13 protein-coding genes and 1 pseudogene are annotated in these 19,483 nt (G+C 44.4%); 8 read left to right on the plus strand and 6 right to left on the minus strand.

Annotated features, from left to right (window positions below; genetic code table 11):
• The first annotated feature begins 61 nt into the window (after positions 1-61).
• The 7 genes and pseudogenes from AC3CHU_RS17750 (at position 62) to glpD (ending at position 11,671) form a co-directional block, all read left to right on the plus strand.
• The gene (locus AC3CHU_RS17750) at positions 62-2,167 is read left to right on the plus strand and encodes a peptidase domain-containing ABC transporter (RefSeq protein WP_488526080.1); all 2,106 of its coding nucleotides are present in this window, start codon (positions 62-64) and stop codon (positions 2,165-2,167) included.
• Positions 2,164-3,525, plus strand: a complete 1,362-nt coding sequence (locus AC3CHU_RS17755; protein WP_004732228.1) for an HlyD family type I secretion periplasmic adaptor subunit — start codon at positions 2,164-2,166, stop codon at positions 3,523-3,525. Before AC3CHU_RS17750 ends, AC3CHU_RS17755 begins: the two co-directional genes overlap by 4 nt.
• Before the next feature lie 122 nt (positions 3,526-3,647).
• Positions 3,648-5,738: pseudogene (locus AC3CHU_RS17760) on the plus strand (type I secretion system permease/ATPase); the annotation flags it as partial.
• A gap of 590 nt (positions 5,739-6,328) precedes the next feature.
• A complete protein-coding gene (locus AC3CHU_RS17765) occupies positions 6,329-7,183 on the plus strand; it encodes an MIP/aquaporin family protein (RefSeq protein WP_004732234.1) in 855 nt (284 codons plus the stop codon).
• 59 nt (positions 7,184-7,242) lie between these two features.
• Entirely contained in the window at positions 7,243-8,766 is a 1,524-nt protein-coding gene (gene glpK / locus AC3CHU_RS17770) for a glycerol kinase GlpK (RefSeq protein ID WP_004732235.1), read from the plus strand.
• Between the two features lie 292 nt (positions 8,767-9,058).
• Complete coding sequence (locus AC3CHU_RS17775; protein ID WP_004732237.1) at positions 9,059-9,844, plus strand: DeoR/GlpR family transcriptional regulator; 786 nt, start codon at positions 9,059-9,061, stop codon at positions 9,842-9,844.
• A gap of 267 nt (positions 9,845-10,111) precedes the next feature.
• On the plus strand, positions 10,112-11,671 hold the full coding sequence (glpD, locus tag AC3CHU_RS17780; RefSeq protein ID WP_488526081.1) for a glycerol-3-phosphate dehydrogenase: 1,560 nt from the start codon (positions 10,112-10,114) through the stop codon (positions 11,669-11,671).
• Positions 11,672-11,928: 257 nt separating this feature from the next.
• On the opposite strand, the gene AC3CHU_RS17785 is transcribed toward glpD, so the two are convergent.
• The 4 genes from AC3CHU_RS17785 to AC3CHU_RS17800 form a co-directional block, all read right to left on the minus strand.
• Positions 11,929-12,165 (minus strand): HP1242/YdcH family protein, encoded by a 237-nt coding sequence (locus tag AC3CHU_RS17785; RefSeq protein ID WP_017060944.1) that lies wholly within the window; start codon positions 12,163-12,165, stop codon positions 11,929-11,931.
• A gap of 608 nt (positions 12,166-12,773) precedes the next feature.
• Complete coding sequence (locus AC3CHU_RS17790) at positions 12,774-13,469, minus strand: aspartate/glutamate racemase family protein (protein ID WP_488526082.1); 696 nt, start codon at positions 13,467-13,469, stop codon at positions 12,774-12,776.
• Positions 13,470-13,631: 162 nt separating this feature from the next.
• Complete coding sequence (locus AC3CHU_RS17795) at positions 13,632-14,615, minus strand: HAD family hydrolase (RefSeq protein WP_488526083.1); 984 nt, start codon at positions 14,613-14,615, stop codon at positions 13,632-13,634.
• A 235-nt stretch (positions 14,616-14,850) separates the two neighbouring features.
• Complete coding sequence (locus AC3CHU_RS17800; RefSeq protein ID WP_488526084.1) at positions 14,851-16,095, minus strand: NADH:flavin oxidoreductase/NADH oxidase family protein; 1,245 nt, start codon at positions 16,093-16,095, stop codon at positions 14,851-14,853.
• Between the two features lie 280 nt (positions 16,096-16,375).
• Here AC3CHU_RS17800 and nfsA point away from each other — a divergent pair, with 280 nt between their 5' ends.
• On the plus strand, positions 16,376-17,098 hold the full coding sequence (gene nfsA, locus AC3CHU_RS17805; RefSeq protein ID WP_488526085.1) for an oxygen-insensitive NADPH nitroreductase: 723 nt from the start codon (positions 16,376-16,378) through the stop codon (positions 17,096-17,098).
• A gap of 124 nt (positions 17,099-17,222) precedes the next feature.
• Here the strand turns inward: nfsA and AC3CHU_RS17810 are convergent, their stop codons facing one another.
• Both AC3CHU_RS17810 and AC3CHU_RS17815 read right to left on the minus strand, forming a co-directional pair.
• A complete protein-coding gene (locus AC3CHU_RS17810) occupies positions 17,223-18,755 on the minus strand; it encodes a phospholipase D family protein (RefSeq protein WP_488526086.1) in 1,533 nt (510 codons plus the stop codon).
• A gap of 161 nt (positions 18,756-18,916) precedes the next feature.
• Positions 18,917-19,480 carry a TetR/AcrR family transcriptional regulator gene (locus tag AC3CHU_RS17815; protein ID WP_488526087.1) on the minus strand — a complete coding sequence of 188 codons (564 nt, stop codon included), beginning with the start codon at positions 19,478-19,480 and terminating at the stop codon, positions 18,917-18,919.
• Between the last annotated feature and the right edge of the window lie 3 nt (positions 19,481-19,483).

A 19,483-nucleotide genomic window follows, 5' to 3' on the forward strand; every position in this document is an offset into this window, starting at 1 on the left:
GGTGCTGATACTATGCCGCCCTTTTTTAAACACCATAAAAATCAGCAATGAAGCTTAAATAATGACACAGAATGAAGTTCTAACCCTGAAGTGTATAAACCTGTACTTAAGTATTTTAGGCGTAAAAAAAGACATAACGAATATAAAAAACACAACTGAAGAATCAAACAGCTTCAACGATGAATTAAAAAAAATACAAATAAACAACAAAGTTAATGTTGTAATTAAGCGTTCAAAAACAAAAAAAATTAACAATATAACAACACCTGTTATTCTATTTGATGCTCAAGGGTTACCATTTATTTTAGCTAAAACTAATAAAGGATCTTGTTTAATACAAAACCCTAATAAAGAATCTCCTGAAGTTATTCCCTATGATAAAATCAACTCGATATGGAATAAAAGTTGGATTGAAATAAAACAACCTCAATCACGTTTTGATATCGCCTGGTTCATTCCTGAGTTTTTGCAACACAAAAGAATACTCGGGGAAATTTTTTTGTTTTCTTTTGTATTGCAAATACTCGCCTTAATCTCACCGCTATTTTTTCAGGTTGTGATGGATAAAGTGCTTGTACATCAAGCTTGGTCAACCCTTGATGTGCTTGTGATTGGACTTGTGATCACTGGCATTGTAGAGGTTATACTTCGCGGCTTACGCGAATATCAATATGCGCACACAGCCAATAGAATTGATATTCAATTAGGACTTAAGTTAGTAAAGCACTTGTTTGGCCTTCCTTTGATGTTCTTCAAAACACGCCAAGTAGGAGCCATCGTAACTCGCGTGCGTGAGCTTGATACCGTACGAGAATTCTTAACAGGCTCGATGTTTACTTTAACGGTCGAGTTCTTGTTCATGTTTGTCTTCCTCTACGTAATGAGCTTACTTTCGTCGACCCTCACATGGTTATTTATTGCAACCATTCCTCTTTATGTATTGCTCGCTTGGTGGCTTACGCCTCGAATGCAAGCGGCGGTAGAAGAGCAATTTACGCACGCCGCTGCAAATACCTCTTTTCTCACAGAGACAGTGGCTGGCAGTGAAACTCTAAAAAGCTTAGCCGTAGAGCCTCGCTTTGTTCGCCGTTGGGACGATCAAACGGAAAAAATGGTCTCTACTGGGTACGTGGTTCAGCAACTCAACAACCGATCCAACCATGTCGTTCAACTCATCCAGAAAGTAACAAGTGTTGGAGTTCTGTGGTTAGGGGCAACAGAAGTACTGTCATTGGAGATGACTATCGGCCAACTGATCGCTTTTAATATGATGACAAACCATATAGCCCAACCTTTATCACGCATGGTTGAGTTATGGGGACAATTTATTCAAACGCGCGTGGCACTAGAAAAATTGGGAGACATGCTCAATTTGCCGGTAGAACAACATACAGGTAACGACATGGTGACAATGCAAGGGGCTATTTCTTTCAAAAACGTTCTGTTTCGTTACCAACTTGATACCCCTCCTACTCTCCATAATTTATCTTTGGATATACAAGCAGGAGAAACCTTAGGCGTTGTCGGCACATCTGGTTCTGGGAAAAGCACCTTAGCTCGATTATTACTGCGACTATACAACCCAGAGCAAGGGTTAATCACGGTTGATGACACTCCACTGAATCAAATTAGTATTCAGCAACTGCGCCAACAAATCGGCATAGTGCTGCAAGAAAACTATTTATTTAACAAAAGCGTTTGCGAGAATATTGCCCAATCAAAACCTGAGGCAAGCTTAGAAGAGGTTATCGAAGCGGCGAAGCTCTCTGGAGCCCACGAGTTTATTATGAAGCTCCCAATTGGCTATGACACGATATTAGCCGAAGGCGGGCAATCTCTTTCTGGCGGGCAGAAGCAACGGCTCGCGATTGCACGAACTCTGCTTTCTAACCCCAAAATCATTATTTTAGATGAAGCTACTAGTGCACTTGACGATGAATCACAGGCGTTGATTCAATCCAATATGGCGAACATCGCAAAGGGCCGAACGGTCATTACTATCGCTCACCGATTATCCACCGTACGAGATTGTGATCGAATTATTGTTCTTCACCAAGGGAGTATCGTCGAGCAAGGCAGCCACCAACAATTATTAACGTTGGGTAAACAGTACAAACAGTTGTGGCAACTTCAACAAGAGCTCAAACAAGAGGATTCAAACGCATGAAAAGCGTAATCAAGCAATTCTTGGCTAGATTCAAGTTCAACCAAGCCGCAGAGAACCACTACGAGTTTTTGCCTGCACACCTCGCTTTGTCACAGCGCCCTCCTTCACCATTTGCTCGTTTAACGGCAATCACTCTTAGCCTAGGGGTAATGGCGGTATTGCTTTGGGCGTATTGGGGAAAACTGGACGTACAAGCGACAGCAACCGGGCGTTTCGTTGTCTCTGGACGTTCACAAGTAATTCAATCTTATGAACAAAGTAGAGTCCTCTCCATTCACGTTAAGGACGGGCAGCGAGTTGATAAAGGCGCGCCACTTCTTACTCTCGACACCCTAGGCATTAATCAAGATATTACACGTCTCATCACTCAATCCGAATATCAGACAAATGAGTTAGTTCGCTACCGATCTCTGAACAGTGGCCTTCCACTCTCTAAAGACCTTCTATTTTCGACCTTACCATCGGCACAGCAGACATTAATCAATGAAAACCACCTTAGCGAGAAACGCGAGTACGAGTCGACTCTTGCAAGTATCAAGGCAGAAATGCACGTCAACAATGCATCACAGGCAGCCCGTCAAAGCGACATCAACGCCTTAATTCAGTTGACCGAAAATATTAGCCAAAGACTCGCGGCACGAAAAACGTTGAATCAAATAAAAGTCATTGGACACGTAGAGTATCTAGAGCAAGAAAAAGAGCTACTGGAGGTTCAGCGTCAAGTGTCTCAGCAGCGAGCTGAATTAGAGGTTTTGAAATCCCAATATCACAGCCTTGAAGAGAGGTTAACCGGTTTCAAAGCACAAAAGCAAAGAGAGTGGCTTGAGAAACGAAAGCAAGCAAAGTTGCAGTTGGTTGGGTTAGCTCAGGAGTTATCTAAAGTTCGTGAGCGTGAACAATTAGAAATAATCCGCTCCCCTGTCGATGGCACAGTGCAGCAACTCAGCATTTACACGCTAGGCGCGGTACTTCAACCTGCACAAAACTTGATGATTATTGTCCCTGGAAATTCCGTTCAACAAGCAGAGATACAGATTCTCAACAAAGATGTAGGTTTTGTTTACCCCGGACAGTCAGTGACCGTAAAAGTAGATGCGTTTCCATATACTCGCTACGGCACTATCGAAGCGGAGTTGTTAAGTATTTCTCGTGATTCGACCACGGATGAACGTCTAGGGCTTGTTTTCCCAGCCCAAGTTAAACTCATCAATAACAATATCTTAATTAACGGAGAAAGCGTTGAGCTAACGCCTGGTATGTCCGTTGTTGCGGAAATCAAAACGGATAAGCGCCGAGTTATCGACTATATACTTAGCCCAATACGTGAATACCAAGCTGAGTCGCTACGAGAGAGATGAGAATGGATATGACCTTATCAACAACACAAGATGTGCCTATCGCCCAAGATACATCTTGCACTCAAGATACCTCTAGCAATCAAGATACCTCTAGCAATCAAGATATATCTGCCACAAAAGATAATGGCGGAATAGACGCCGTCGTTTATGCCGGAAATCACTTTCACAAGAAATCGACTAAAACACAGCTAAAACATGCATTGGGTGTCAATCATTCCAATTTGAGCGACATGCAAATAAGGGAAGCGGCGGATTATATCGGCCTGAAAAGTCAAGTAACGAAAGTAAAATCAAACGAGTTAGATACCCTTCCACTACCCGTTTTAATTGAAATCGACAATAGTTGGAAAGTACTCACAAAGTCAGCTGATGGTTCCTCTCTTTTATATGACCCAACCACTCAATTAGACCAACAGAGTGAGCTTAGTCTGAGTAGTCAATTATCGATGTACAAGGTAATGCTGGTCGCGGATGAAAGACTAAGTAACAAAGAAGTGAAATTTGGCCTTAGTTGGTTTGCCCCCTCTATTTGGCGTCAAAAAAGCCAGATGCGTGATGTGTTCTTCTATGCTATTGCACTTCAGATATTCGCACTAGTAAGCCCGTTGCTATTTCAAAATGTCATCGACAAAGTACTAGTAGGTCGCAGTTTATCAAGTCTTCATGTGCTCGCAATGGCCATGCTCGCATTAGCTATTGCTGAACCAGCATACAGTTACTTACGCAATACCGTATTTGGTCATTTGGCGAGTCAGGTTAATGCAGAGCTATCAGGGCGCCTTTATCGTCACTTAGTTGGCCTTCCACTCACTTATTTTAAGCAGAGACAAACCGGGCAAATCATTGCGCGAGTTCGTGAAATGGCACAAATCCGTCAGTTTTTAACGGGTTCGACGTTAATGTTAGTACTCGACTTAATTTTTGTGGCTGTCTTTATCGCCGTCATGTTCCACTATGCTAGTACTCTGACTTGGTTAGTAATCGGTTCATTGATCATCTATTTCTTACTTTGGCTTATCGCAGGCCCCTTAATAAGAAAAAAAGTGGAATCAGAATACGAATCAGACGCCGACGCCACAACCTTTTTAACTGAAGCGGTAACAGGCATTGAAACCATTAAAACAACTGCGACTGAACATCGATTCTTACATCAATGGCAACGTATACTCAGCCAGCAACTAAAGCGTAGTTTCGATGCTCAAAAGTCTGGGTTAATTGCAGGGCAAAGCATCGCACTTATCCAAAAGCTTACCGCCGCATTATTGCTATGGTGGGGAGTCAGCGCTGTACTAAATGGTGAGCTAACGCCCGGTGAATTGGTCGCATTCAATATGTTAGCTGGTCATGTTACCCAACCGGTACTTAGACTTGCTCAAATTTGGCAAGACTTTCAACATACTCTCATTGCATTGAAACGAGTGGGTGACATTCTTGATGAACCAAAAGAAAACAGTAAACAGGGGCTAGCTTCTGTCCCTGAACTCAATGGTGGCATAGAGTTTAACAACATTAGATTCCGTTACCACGAAGACGCTCCGGAGGTACTAGCTAACCTCTCATTAGAAATAAAACCAGGGCAGTTTATCGGTATTACAGGCCCATCGGGCTCAGGGAAAAGCACCATAACCCGGCTACTACAACGCTTGTATGTTCCCCAGCATGGTCAAGTGTTGGTCGACGGTATGGACCTAGCTATCGCGGATCCTATATCGTTACGCCGCAATATGAGTGTTGTGTTGCAAGACAGCATTCTTTTCTCAGGAAGTGTTGCAGATAACATTCGCCTAAGTAAGCCACAAGCTTCAGATGAAGATATGCGCCACGCAGCGCAACTTGCTGGCGCTCTAGAATTTATTGAAGAGCTTCCCCACGGATTCGATCAACCGGTTGGTGAGAAAGGCTCTTCTCTATCTGGTGGTCAGCGTCAACGTGTCGCATTGGCAAGAGCCTTACTCGTAAACCCTCGAATTTTGCTGCTTGATGAAGCGACTTCTGCTCTCGATTATAACTCTGAAGCTGCCATCATGAGCAACATGGACGAGATCTGTCGAGGTAGAACCGTAATTAGCATCGCACACCGCCTCAACACTCTTCGTCATGCGGATAACATTCTAGTTCTTGATAAAGGCCAAGTGTGTGAAAACGGAACTCACGATGAGCTGGTTGAGAAAGAAGGGCTTTATGCCAAACTCTGGAAACAACAGATAGGGTAATAAAATTATCATATCTATTGCGAGAGAAGATCGAACTTAGGCTGTACCTGAGTATCCGTATTTGATTAATTCAATATCAAACATCGTTCAATAACTAGAGTCTCAAACACCGATCGTAGACAATTCTTTATAACTTGTTGTTAACCAACTACGGCAAGTTAAAAGCCATGAACTGACTAACTATTAAAACTGCCAAACTACAACATAGTTGGCAGTTTATTCATTTATGCATATAAGCTCATTTGTTAACGCCCTTGTTACATAGCAAAAACATCACACAGCCCTCCCTAATTAAGTCTAATAATCCGCCACTCACGAAGTAGCATCACAAATCCAAACATAAACTCCTCGTACCAGTTGCGCATTCATTTACATATAGGTAGTTTGAGCGGCTTCGCAACCTATCAATTCGAGCAATGACGTTCATGCGAGCATCTTTTTCGAGCAAAAGTGTTCGGATTAACATTTCAAGTGACTTTAATTAACAATTTTATGCTCAAACGCTCACTTTTGATGTTCGTTTATTTTCGAGTTCGCAAATATATGCACAATACACGTGCTAGATAAGCAAAACTAAAAAGGACTCGAACATGACAACAAACAAACACCCTTCTTTATTTGGGCAATGCTTGGCTGAATTTATCGGTACAGGATTACTCATATTCTTTGGCGTTGGCTGTGTGGCCGCTCTAGTATTAACTGGTGCGACATTCGGACAATGGGAAATCAGCATCATCTGGGGCTTCGGTGTTGCGATTGCAATTTACTGTACTGCCGGCGTTTCAGGCGCACACATCAACCCAGCCGTAACGATTGCACTGGCCATGTTCCATGGCTTTGATAAAGCGAAAGTGGTGCCTTACATCATTTCGCAACTGCTTGGCGCTTTCTGCTCTGCAGCATTGGTTTACAGCCTGTACAGCAACCTATTTACTGACTACGAAATCGCACATAACTTTGTTCGTAGCAGCCAAGACGCACTATCAACTGCTGGTATCTTCTCGACTTACCCACATGCTTCACTTTCTTTCTTCGGCGCTTTTGCTGTGGAATTCGTGATTACTGCAGTGTTGATGTTTGCCATTTTAGCGTTAGGTGATGAGAACAACGGCGCATCTCGCGGTGCAATGAACCCTCTACTGATCGGTATTCTTATCGCGGTTATCGGTGGTTCTTTAGGTCCACTGACTGGCTTTGCAATGAACCCTGCTCGTGACTTCGGGCCAAAACTTTTTGCTTACTTTGCAGGTTGGGATTTCGCACTAAGCGGTGCTCGTGATATTCCTTACTTCATCGTTCCAATTCTTGCTCCAATTGCTGGTGCGTGTTTTGGTGGTTGGTTGTACCCACGTGTTATCGGTGCTTACCTACCAGTAGAAGGCCAAGGCTGCACAATTCCAAACCAATGTGAAACAGAAGAAGAAGCTGAACAAGCTCAAGCTTAATTCCTAAGCGACCCTACATTTACTAAAATATAAATAACAAAAGAAAAAGGATTCTTACCATGACCGAGCAAAAATACATTGTTGCCCTAGACCAAGGCACCACAAGTTCTCGCGCTGTAATCCTCGATCACGATGCAAACATCGTTAGTTCTTCTCAAAGAGAATTTACTCAGATTTATCCAAAAGCCGGTTGGGTTGAGCACGATCCAATGGAAATCTGGGCGACTCAAAGCTCTACATTGGTTGAAGCTCTTGCTAAAGCAGGCATCCGCAGCGATGAGCTAGCGGGTATCGGTATCACTAACCAACGTGAAACCACCATTGTTTGGAACAAAGAGACAGGCAAGCCTGTTTATAACGCAATCGTATGGCAGTGTCGTCGTACTGCAGACATCTGTGAAGACCTAAAAGCTCGTGGCCTAGAGGACTACGTACGTGACAATACAGGCTTAGTCCTTGACCCGTATTTCTCAGGTACCAAAGTAAAATGGATTCTAGACAACGTTGAAGGCGCTCGCGAAGACGCTGAAGCTGGCAAACTACTGTTCGGTACGGTTGATACTTGGTTAGTTTGGAAAATGACTCAAGGACGTGTACACGTTACTGATTATACCAACGCGTCACGTACTATGTTATTCAACATCAACGACCTATGCTGGGATCAGAAGCTACTTGATGAAATGGGCATTCCCGCAATCATGATGCCTGAAGTAAAACGCTCTTCTGAGGTATACGGTCAAACGAACCTTGGTGGTAAAGGCGGTACTCGTATCCCAATCGCGGGTATTGCCGGTGACCAACAAGCTGCACTTTACGGTCAAATGTGTGTAGAAGCAGGCCAAGCTAAGAATACTTACGGCACGGGTTGTTTCCTTCTAATGAACACAGGCCAAGAGAAAGTAACATCGAAGAATGGTCTACTAACAACGCTAGCATGTGGCCCTAAAGGCGAACCTGCATACGCGCTTGAAGGTGCGGTATTCATGGGCGGCGCATCAATCCAATGGCTACGTGATGAAATGAAGCTACTGGCTGGCGCAGAAGACTCTGAGTACTTCGCAACCAAAGTAGACTCTTCAAACGGCGTTTACGTGGTTCCTGCATTTACTGGCCTAGGCGCACCATACTGGGATGCTTATGCTCGCGGTACGATTGTCGGCCTAACTCGTGGTGTTAACTCTAACCACATCATCCGTGCAACGCTTGAAGGTATTGCTTACCAAACTCGTGACGTACTTGACGCAATGCAAGCTGACTCTGGCATCAAGCTAGCGAAACTACGTGTTGATGGTGGCGCAGTAGCGAACAACTTCCTAATGCAGTTCCAATCAGACGTACTTGATACTGAAGTTCACCGCCCTGAAGTAACGGAAGTGACTGCTCTGGGTGCCGCTTACCTTGCTGGCCTAGCGGTTGGTTTCTGGGACAGTATTGATGAGCTTCAAGACAAAGCCGTTCTTGACCGCACCTTCATGCCACACCACGACGAAGAGAAGCGTAACCGCCGTTACAAAGGTTGGAAACGTGCTATCAAGTGTGCACAGGTTTGGTCTGAGCTACACGATGACGATGACAACGAGTAATACTAAGTACTCAGCTAATCGTTAATCATTAGCCGCTGATCTAGGAACTCGAGTAATCTAATCGACTAGATTGTTCGAACCTCAGCAAACGAAACTAAAAAGAGCACTATTTTGTGCTCTTTTTTGCGTTTCAGGCTCAAATTCCGCGTTTTGCGCAGCGTTTTTGCGGTTTAGACATAATTCCTTACCATCATTACTTCTCTCTTTTCATCAATTCGAGCACAATAGCGTGAGTTTATATTTTCGATTTTGACGCGCTAGAGCCCTTTGCGCGCAGGGAGTGGTAAGTTAAGTGAAGCAGATACCAAGACACCAGCAGATTGTAGATCTGGTAAAAACACAAGGATATGTGAGTACCGAAGAGCTCGTTGAAAAGTTCGATGTCAGCCCACAAACCATCAGACGAGACCTCAATGAACTTGCCGATAGCAACAAAATTCGTCGCTATCATGGTGGTGCAACCATTCCTTTAAGCTCGGAAAACACCTCGTATAACACGCGTAAAGCGCTTAACTTCAACGAAAAAGACGTGATCGCCGACGAACTAGTTAAGCACATCCCAGATGGTGCAACCCTATTCGTTGATATCGGTACCACGCCAGAATCGGTGGCACGCGCACTCAACAAAAACCACAAACAACTAAGAGTCGTCACCAACAACATCAACGTTGCCAGCATCCTTCTACCGAACCCAGAGATCAAGGTTATCTTGGCGGGTGGCGAAGTGAGAAACCGTGATGGCGGCATAGTTGGCGAAGCGACACTCGATTTCGTGAAGCAGTTCCGCCTTGATTTCGGTATTTTGGGCATCAGCGGCATCGACTTTGATGGCTCACTGCTCGACTTTGATTACCACGAAGTTCGTGTGAAACAAGCTATCATCGAAAACAGTCGCAGCATCTTCTTAGCCGTCGACCACACCAAGTTTGGCCGTAACGCGATGGTTAAGCTCGGTAATATCTCTCAAGCGCACATGGTCTTTACCAATAAACAGCCACCAGAAGAGATTCTCAACATCCTTAAAGATTCAGCAATACCATTAGAAGTGATCGATACCGCTCGTCCTGTGAGCGAATAACTCACATAAGTGCTCGGTGAGCCACTTTCTATAATGAATCACGATTCTTTATAGAAAAGTTAAAAAAGTAAAACTTGCTCACTACCACTGTCGCTTCTATGCTCGAATTAGACTTATTTGAACCTCTGCTTTCATAAGCAGAGGTTTTTTTATGCCCAAATCACATAAAACGCGCATAAACGAAAATAATAAATGACCGCAAACGAAAGTTCATATAGGATTCAATTATGTTCTAAAATGCTCGTTCGCTCAGAAGAGGTCAAAACCATGAGTGCTCAACAAAATAATTCAAACAACAGTACATCTTCCACTTTAGACTTGATTGTGATTGGCGGCGGCATCAATGGCGCAGGCATCGCGGCAGATGCATCAGGTCGTGGTCTAAACGTTGGCTTATACGAAGCAAATGATTTCGCGTCTGCGACGTCTTCTGCTAGCTCAAAGCTTATCCACGGTGGCCTACGCTACCTTGAACATTACGAATTTCGTTTGGTTTCGGAAGCACTCGCTGAACGTGAAGTCTTGTTAAGAAAAGCACCTCATGTTGCTCAACCAATGCGTTTCCGTTTACCTCATCGACCATTTTTGCGCCCAGCTTGGATGATTCGCTGTGGCCTATTCCTTTACGATAACTTGGGTAAGCGCACTACTCTTCCTGGAAGTAAGACAGTCAACCTAGCAAAATCAGGGCTACTGAAACCAGAAATGAAGACAGGCTTCGAATACTCAGATTGCTGGGTGGATGATGCGCGTATGGTGTTGCTCAACGTGTTGGCAGCAAAAGAAAACAACGCAGAAGTACGTAACTACTGCCGTGTTGAAAAAGCGCACCGCGAAGGTGGTATTTGGCATGTGACGATCCTTGATGTCATGACAAACCAACGCTTTGAACGCAAAGCAAAATCGCTTGTTAACGCTGCTGGTCCTTGGGTTAAACAGTTCTTTGATGATGGCCTAGAGCAGGCTTCGCCTCGTAACATTCGTCTGATCAAAGGCTCACACATTGTTGTGCCACGCATTCACGACGAACCACAAGCGTACATCCTGCAAAATAAAGACAATCGTATTGTGTTCATGATCCCTTACCTAGATAAGTTCTCGATCATCGGTACCACCGACCTTGAATACAAAGGCGACCCACGTAACGTCGCAATTGATGATGTCGAAGTGGATTACTTGATTGATATTGTTAACCAACACTTTGTTAAACAGCTCGGTCGTGAAGACGTGGTTTGGACATACAGTGGCGTAAGACCGCTTTGTGACGACGAATCGGATTCACCACAAGCGATCACTCGTGACTACACATTGGAATTGGACGCAGAACTGGATCAAGCACCACTGCTTTCGATCTTCGGTGGCAAGTTAACCACTTATCGTAAACTCGGCGAAGCGGCACTTAAGAAGCTTGAACCACACCTAACCAACATGGGCGCACCATGGACAGCGAACGACACACTTCCAGGTGGTAACTTTAGTTGCAGCAGAGAGCAGCTTGCGAAGATGATCCACACTAAATACCCTTGGTCATCTGAAGCATTATTGCTTCGCTACGTGACTCAATTCGGTACTTACACATGGAAACTACTGGAAGGCGCAAATAGCGAAGCTGACCTTGGCATTCAATTCTCAAGCGAAGCGCATGGCGTTTATCAAGTTGAAATCGATTACTTGATCAATAAAGAGATGGCGATGACTGACGAAGACATCTTGTGGCGCAGAACCAAGCTTGGCCTGTACATGAGTGAATCAGAGCAACAAGCAGTAACGGATTACCTGAAAGAGAAACTACAAAGCAAGGTAGTGAGCTTTTCTCAAGTAGGCTAATTCCACCAGCCTAGACATGCTTCAGAACATGATTAACAACGAAGCTTAGCGTCCCCCGCGCTAAGCTTTTTTACATCCGCCCTATTTACAAAATCTTAGTGCTAATTGAGTTTGCCTATATCTACGGTTTCTTGTATCTAAATATTCTCATGCGTTCAGATAGAGACTGGAACGCAGAAACGAAAAAAAACTCCCGAAGGAGTTTTTGTCTAAGTCTGTAATTCGCCATTTAGATAGTCAGCAAAATTACCAACTCACTAGCCCGTTAAACGAGCATGCAGTAAATCTTTAAGCTCAGAACGATCATGTTTCAATTGGTGCATCGAGCCGTCATCAATGGGTGAATCTTTCAGCTCTAGTTTACGAATCTCTTTATCAAGGTTGTCGTATGTCTTCATATCTGCTGCAAAGCCATCGTCAGTTTTAGCAAGCTCAGCAATTTTGTCTTTCATTTCAGGAAATTCGTGAACAAGAGAGTGATTTTCACCTAGCATAGAAACCTCTTAAGTTAAGTAAAGTGATTGGTAGTACACATTCATTATTTACCTTAGCAAGGGACTCAAATAACAAATGAGATCCAGTACACAGCCTAGAATATAGACAGTTCAGATTCACAAATTTACAACATCCACCTAAAAAATAAGATGCTTTACATAGAAGAAAGCCTTGTAAGAACACAAGGCTTTATAAGGTAGATCTATATACAAGTAGAGTTAACAATCGTTATCGAAGCAGCTGAAAAATGTTTCTACAAAGAGATTAGCTACTGCACCCGCTTGTATCTACTTTATTCATTTGATCATGTGAAGATGTTTCAGAGCCTGTTGATTGGCATCCCGCCACAAACAATAGCGTTACAGATAAGATAAGCCATTTCATAATTAATCCTCTTTTAGTCATGACTAAAGCATAGTGCTTAAAAGCGCGAATACCTCAGTCATTAACTAAAGCCTTACCTGCCGATAAAGCCTTAGTTAATGAACAAAGCATCGCTTCATTAATTAACGACCCGCTTTTGTACAAAAAACTTTCACTCAACTGAATAAAAATCGCACAAAAACTAAAAGAGGACTGCTATGGAGCTAAGAATAAGAGCTAGAAGTTAATCGCTCGTCGCCAAACGTACTGCCGCTTCTGCATGGATAGCAGTGGTATCAAACAGAGAAACATCAGTGTGTTGCTGCTGAATCAGTAGGGCGATTTCAGTGCACCCCAGAATAACGGCTTCCGCACCTTGTTGGCTTAGCTTATCAATGATTTGACGATAGACAGCTCGAGATTCTTCTTTTACTTCGCCTCGGCACAGCTCTTGATAAATGATGTTGTGCACTTTCTCTCGGTCGTCCTCATCAGGAATCACCACATCGATACCGAATTTGTTAGTCAGGCGTCCTTTATAGAAATCTTGTTCCATCGTGAAAGCCGTGCCGAGTAATCCGACTTTCTTTACGCCCTGTTCAAGCAGCTTCTGCGCCGTGGTATCTGCGATATGTAAGATAGGAATCGTGATTTTCTCTTCGATCTCAGGAACGACCTTATGCATGGTATTGGTACAAATCAGGATGAAGTCCGCTCCGCCCTTCTCTACCGATAAAGCCGCGTCCGATAAGATGTCAGCCGTCTCAGCCCAACGACCTTGGTGCTGTAGCTTTTCAATCTCATCGAAGTTCACGCTGTACATACAAACCTTTGCAGAATTGAGCCCGCCAAGGGTAGCTTTCACACCCTCGTTGATGGATTTGTAGTAGCTCACTGTCGACTCCCAACTCATACCACCGAGCAAACCGATCGTTTTCATATTTTTATTCCTTTAATTTCCGACTATCCGATTAAACCGTCATGCGTTGAAAATTTATAGTACGTTCTTGCTTAAAATGAGACGAAGCCTTCGCTGTTTCACAAAAAAAGCTCGAATTTAAAATCCGAGCTTTTGAGGTTTTGACCAAGGGTATACTAGGTGTTAGTACACCTCGCACCAATCTGATTTCATGTCGATCAGTGTCCAATCCTCTCTGGAATTCGCCTCATCGAGCGCTTTATCAAGCTTGCCAACATGAGACTCACGGTCGTACTGCCACTCGCGCTCGGCGTCAGTGTGATGAACAATCATAGCCATTGAGTTGGGTTGGCTCGTTGCCCATTGCATCATGGCTTGATCACCGTCTGAGTTACCGACCGCTAGAATAGGTTTTTTGCCGATAATATGCTGAATGTTAGTGACCTTTCCGGCTTTGTCATCAATGGTCAAAATGGACGAATCTTTGGTCACCGTTGGTTTGCCATCGTTGTAGCTGTAATTATATTTAAGGGCGCTGCCGATGATCTGTTCTGTAGGAATGTTGTAAGCTTGCGGAGCCCACGCCCTCATGAAATCAACACCTCCACCCGACACAATGTAAGTCTTAAAGTCATGCTCTTGCAGGTAAGTCAGCATCTCTTTCATTGGCTGATAAGTAAGGTCTATGTAGGCTTTATTGAAGCGTTTATCTTTTGCTACCGCCAACCATTGCTCAACGTCTTGCTGGTATTGTTCAACTGTCATACCAGAATGTGTCGCCATAATAATTTTCAATAACCCTTCTTCGCCACTGCCCAGAACACTTTCAATATCATCTTCAAGTACATACTTAAACGGTGCTTCTGTTTTCCATTCAGGGTGTTCAGGCGCCATCTCTTTTACACGGTCTAGTGCAAAGGCTAGTTGGAAGTAGTAAGGTTTTTCTGACCAAAGCGTACCGTCATTATCGAACACGGCGATACGATCGGCTACCGCAACGAATGTATCGGATTCAGCTTTGGTGGCTTGCCCAACAAAGTCGACGATAGCGGATTTGCTCTCGCTGTCCTTCCAAGAAGGCAGTAAATTAGGATCACAATCTTTAGCAAAAGATGAGAAAGAGAGGCTGGATAAGATCGCGACGGATAAAAGAGTTATTTTCTTCATAGCACTACCATGTTGTTGAATTAATTACCGGGTTTAATGTAATTCATCCTAGTTGGTCTACTCTGATTTTCCACTTATGAACACTATAACCGATACTCATGTTGGTATTAGATTAGTACCACAGCTAAGCTGGCTGAGGGTGCTCTACGATGTATTTATCGAGAATTTAAAAAGAGACAAACAAAAAAGCAGAACTTCAATTCCTCAAAGTTCTGCTTTAACAATCCATGACTGCTTACGCTCTGCGCTTTTTGAAAGCGTGCCAGCCGGCGCTGAAAATTGTTTTTAACACCACACCGAGTGCGCTTAGTTTTGGGTCGGCGTTCTTGCCAGAGGCAATGCGCCACATCTGATGTTCATACCAAACCAGCCCGACCATCGCCATCTTGTCTAAAGCGGGCTTTCCTGTGGTTGGCACGGTTAGTGGCATGCCGTGGCTAGGGTCTTCAATTAACTTGTTAGGGAAATCAGGATCAACCGCCATTGTTCGCGCAATACCAATAAAATCGGTCGCCGAGGAGTTTAATGCTTCATTCATTGCTTGCGCAGTTCGAAAACCACCCGTGACCACCAGCGGAGTGCTGACGAGTTTTCTCGCCTTCACCATGTAATCCATAAAATACGCTTCACGTTTTACCGTGCTGGCCTTGATTGGTTCAGCTTTGCTCTTTGAACCCATCATTGATGGACTTTCATAGGTGCCGCCAGAGATCTCAATCAGGTCGATACCGTTATCACTCAGTGTTTGAACAACCTGCATCGACTCTTCTTCAGTGAAGCCACCTTTCATGAAGTCGGCGCTGTTGAGCTTAATTCCGACAGGGAAATCTTCACCGACCTCTTTTCGAATCGCGCGATAAACCTCAAGCACGAAACGAAGTCTATTTTCAAGTGATCCACCCCATTTGTCTTGGCGTTGATTGTGTCTAGAAGACAAAAACTGACTTACCAGATAACCATGAGCACCGTGAATCTGCACACCGGTAAAACCCGCTTGTTTTGATAGTTTTGCACTCAGCGCGAATTTATCAATGATTGCGATGATTTCCGTCTCAGTCAGAGCTCGTGGCGTATTAAAGCCTTTTTCTAATCCACGCTCTAAAGAGATAGCCGAAGGCGCAACCGGGCTATCACATAAGAATTTAGGGATTTGCTTTCCTGGGTGGTTCAATTGCATCCATATCTGCGAACCATTTTGTGTTCCAGCCTTCGCCCACTCACGAAATACGCTTAAGTCACTTTGCTCATCCAACACAACGTTTTTAGGTTCACCAAGCGCACCTCTATCGACCATCACGTTGCCCGTCATGGATAGGCCAATTCCTCCTTGAGCCCAACGCTGGTAAAGCGTGACTAAACCTTGCTTAGGATTATGATGTTTATCACCTAGCTGTTCACTCATTGCCGATTTGAACAGGCGATTTTTGATCACTTGGCCATTAGGAAGAGAAAAAGGGTCGTTGAGGAAGATCGGATTCATGCGCGTGGTTACTTTCTTTGGTTTATATATTGAGTCCAGTATGCCCTATTTTATCCGACAGTTTTTATCATTTAGTGCCTATTTCGAAGCAAGTTTCGCTCAATAATAAAATGCCAGCGGCATAGCAGCTGGCATTAATCGATTATAAATAGAATCTCAAAAACTGGGCTGACGCTGCTGAAATATGTCAACAAGAAAGGCTCACCCTCCCCTTTACGCTCATGGCAATTGTCGTTATTGTGATTCTCTACGCCATCATCATAAGGACTGTCTGAGAGTTATGAACAGCACGATTGAAACTATTCTGGGGCACCGCTCCATTCGTCAATATACAAATCAACCGATTGAAAAAGCACAACTTGATGTGATCATTCAGGCTGGCCTCGCGGCTTCATCATCCAGTTTACTGCAGGCTGTTTCTATCGTGAGAGTGACAGACAAAGAGAAGCGCAAACTGTTAGCCGAATACGCAGGCAACCAAGCTTACGTTGAGAACGCGGCTGAGTTTTTGGTGTTCTGTATCGACTATCAACGCCACGCTCAAATCAACCCTGAAGTGAAAACCGACTTTACTGAACTGACCCTGATTGGCGCGGTAGATTCTGGCATCATGGCGCAAAACTGCATGCTGGCTGCAGAGTCTCTAGGTTTGGGGGGTGTATATATCGGTGGACTGCGTAACAGCGCACAACAAGTCGATGAGCTGTTAGAACTACCACAACACACTGCCGTATTGTTCGGGATGTGTTTAGGTCACCCGGCACAACAACCAGAGGTTAAGCCTCGCCTTCCTGCTCACGTGGTGGTGCACGAAAACCAATACCAACCGCTGAGCCTAGATGAAATCGCCAGCTACGATGATTCGATGCAGAGCTACTACGCAAACCGTTCAAGCAATCAAAAGCAGAGCAGTTGGTCACAGCAGATCACACAGAAGCTGTCTGGCGAATCTCGCCCACATATCCTGCCTTACTTGAACAGCAAGCAGTTGACCAAGCGTTAAGCCGTTAAGCCGTTAAGCCGTTAAGCCGTTAAGAGCTTGCAACAAACCACAGCAAACCGCAGCACAAACAAAAATGTCAGCGTATTATGCGCTGACATTTTTTATTTCTACGGTGCTAACTCTTTTATAAGTATTTCTCAATCGGTAACAACTGTAAGAAGCCTGATTGCATGCGTTCCCACTTACCGGTTTCTGGTTCGCTGTCCCAACTTTGCTCGCCTGAATACCAATACACATCACCGTCTTCCAGTTCCAAGCGCCAACTGTTGTCGTCACTCATTGCTTGCTCAATGGTTTCTGCTAACGTTTCTGCAATCGCTTTGTTCTCGATGATCAAAACCGATTCAGTATTGAGATAGGTAGAGCGCAGGTTGAAGTTAAATGAGCCAATACTCGCGATGCTACGGTCAAACACCACTGACTTTGCATGCAAGCCATAGGCAGTCTCGGGCGCACATTTAAACACGTCTTGAGTCGACGCTTCACACAGCTTGGATTCTGGTTTTAGCTCAAACAGGTCGATGCCATGACCCAACATGTCGTAACGTCTGCCCGCATAAGCGGAGTGATTAGTCACCAGATCATTAGACGCCATAGAGTTCGTTAGCGCTTTTATCTCAACGCCCTTGTTGTTCAATACCTGCCACTCTTCAAGCTGACCATCATCGAATACAAGGTAAGCGGATTCCAATAAGATCTCTTGTTTCGATTCGCTCGCTAATTTCCCTAGAAGAATCGCGGTCGCTTTCGGTTCATCGGTATTGTCTGAATCATCAGGAACGGGCTGATCGTAAACAAAGCGCGCATTCACCCATGTCATCTCACCAATCACCTCTTTCAGTAAGCTATCCGCAGCCTCACGGTCTAATGGTAATTCAGGGTAATTTTGATAATGCGGAACGACAATATTATCTATCTTTGAGAGATCGGGTTGCTCGTCATCACCCAGCATATCGACAGGGTAAGACCAACGGCTGTTCCAGTATTCAATAAAACTGGTTTGAATGGTGTTAACTACCGAGCCCATGACTAATACATCGCGGTCTCGGAAATTGATTTCATCAGAAAGGTCGAAGTATTCATCACCAATATTACGCCCACCCACCACAGACAAAGTACCATCGACGGTAAACGACTTATTGTGCATACGGCGATTTAAACGAGAAAAGTCACCGACAAAGCTCAACCATTTACTGAAACCACGGCGTGTTGGCGTTGGGTTGAAGATACGAATCTCGACGTTCGGGTGCGCATCCAGTGCCGACAGCAAACCTTCACGTTCGTTGAGGTTGATATCATCCAACATTACGCGCACCTTAACACCACGCTCAGCCGCGGCTAATAAACGGCTAGCGAGATAGCGGCCCGATTCGTCAGAGTTCCAGATGTAGTATTGAATATCGATAGTGTGCTCAGCACTTTCGACCAGTGCTAATCGCTGTGCCAAAGCATCCCAACCCGACTCTTGCAGACGAACAGCGGTAGTCGCCTGCTCTAGTGCTTCTGATTGATATTCATCCGCTAAAACCGACAAAGTGCTTGGTCCATAAGAGGTGTACGGTTCTGCAGGGTGGTCGATGCCTTCAGGAAGTGAAGAACACCCACCTAAAACGGCGATTAAGATTAACGTTAAACTGATGCGTTGGAGCACAGGCATGTATCTGACTTCCTTTTCACGATGGCGTCTTTAGAAACTTTCCGTACAGCTTTTCAATGAACAAGCTATTCCGATCTATTCATTGATTATTACTGCTAAAGCCTGAAATTTATAGGTAATTATCCAGTATAAATTTAAAGGTCGGTAAATTGGCCTACAGATCACTTAAGTTGAGTGAGCGCCAAACAGTATAAACTCAGCGGCTTTTCGACCATTTCAATAGTGAGTTCAGTTCGGTCTGGATTGCAGTTCAAAGCCAAAGCATAGCCATGTAAATAATCCACCAGCAAATCCAACGCGTTTTTGGTTTGCTCATCGGTTAACGCTAACGGGCTCAACACCGCTTCAAAACGCTCACTAAACACTTCCATCGGCCCAAGAGATTTCATGGTCAATAAGGTCTCTAACAAGCCTCTATATTCATTGAGCATCGACAAGTAACTCACACTGAGCCGATAAAGATTACCTCGCCAGTCTTGATTCAGCTCTGGCTGCGCGACTTCTTCAATCAAAGAAACTGTGATTGCCTCAAGCAGCTCGTTTTTGTTTTTGAAGTAATGGTATATGGCCATCGCATCGACCCCGAGTTCTGTCGCCAACCCTCGAATGCTTGGCACTTTGCCACTATCTCGCATCATGCTTTTGGCAATGGTGAGAATTCTCTCGGCGCTGAGTTGGCTTGACCCACTCTTTGGTCTACCTCGTTTCTGATCCTTGACAGTCATACC

The organism is Vibrio sp. QJM3NY_39, from assembly GCF_057785895.1.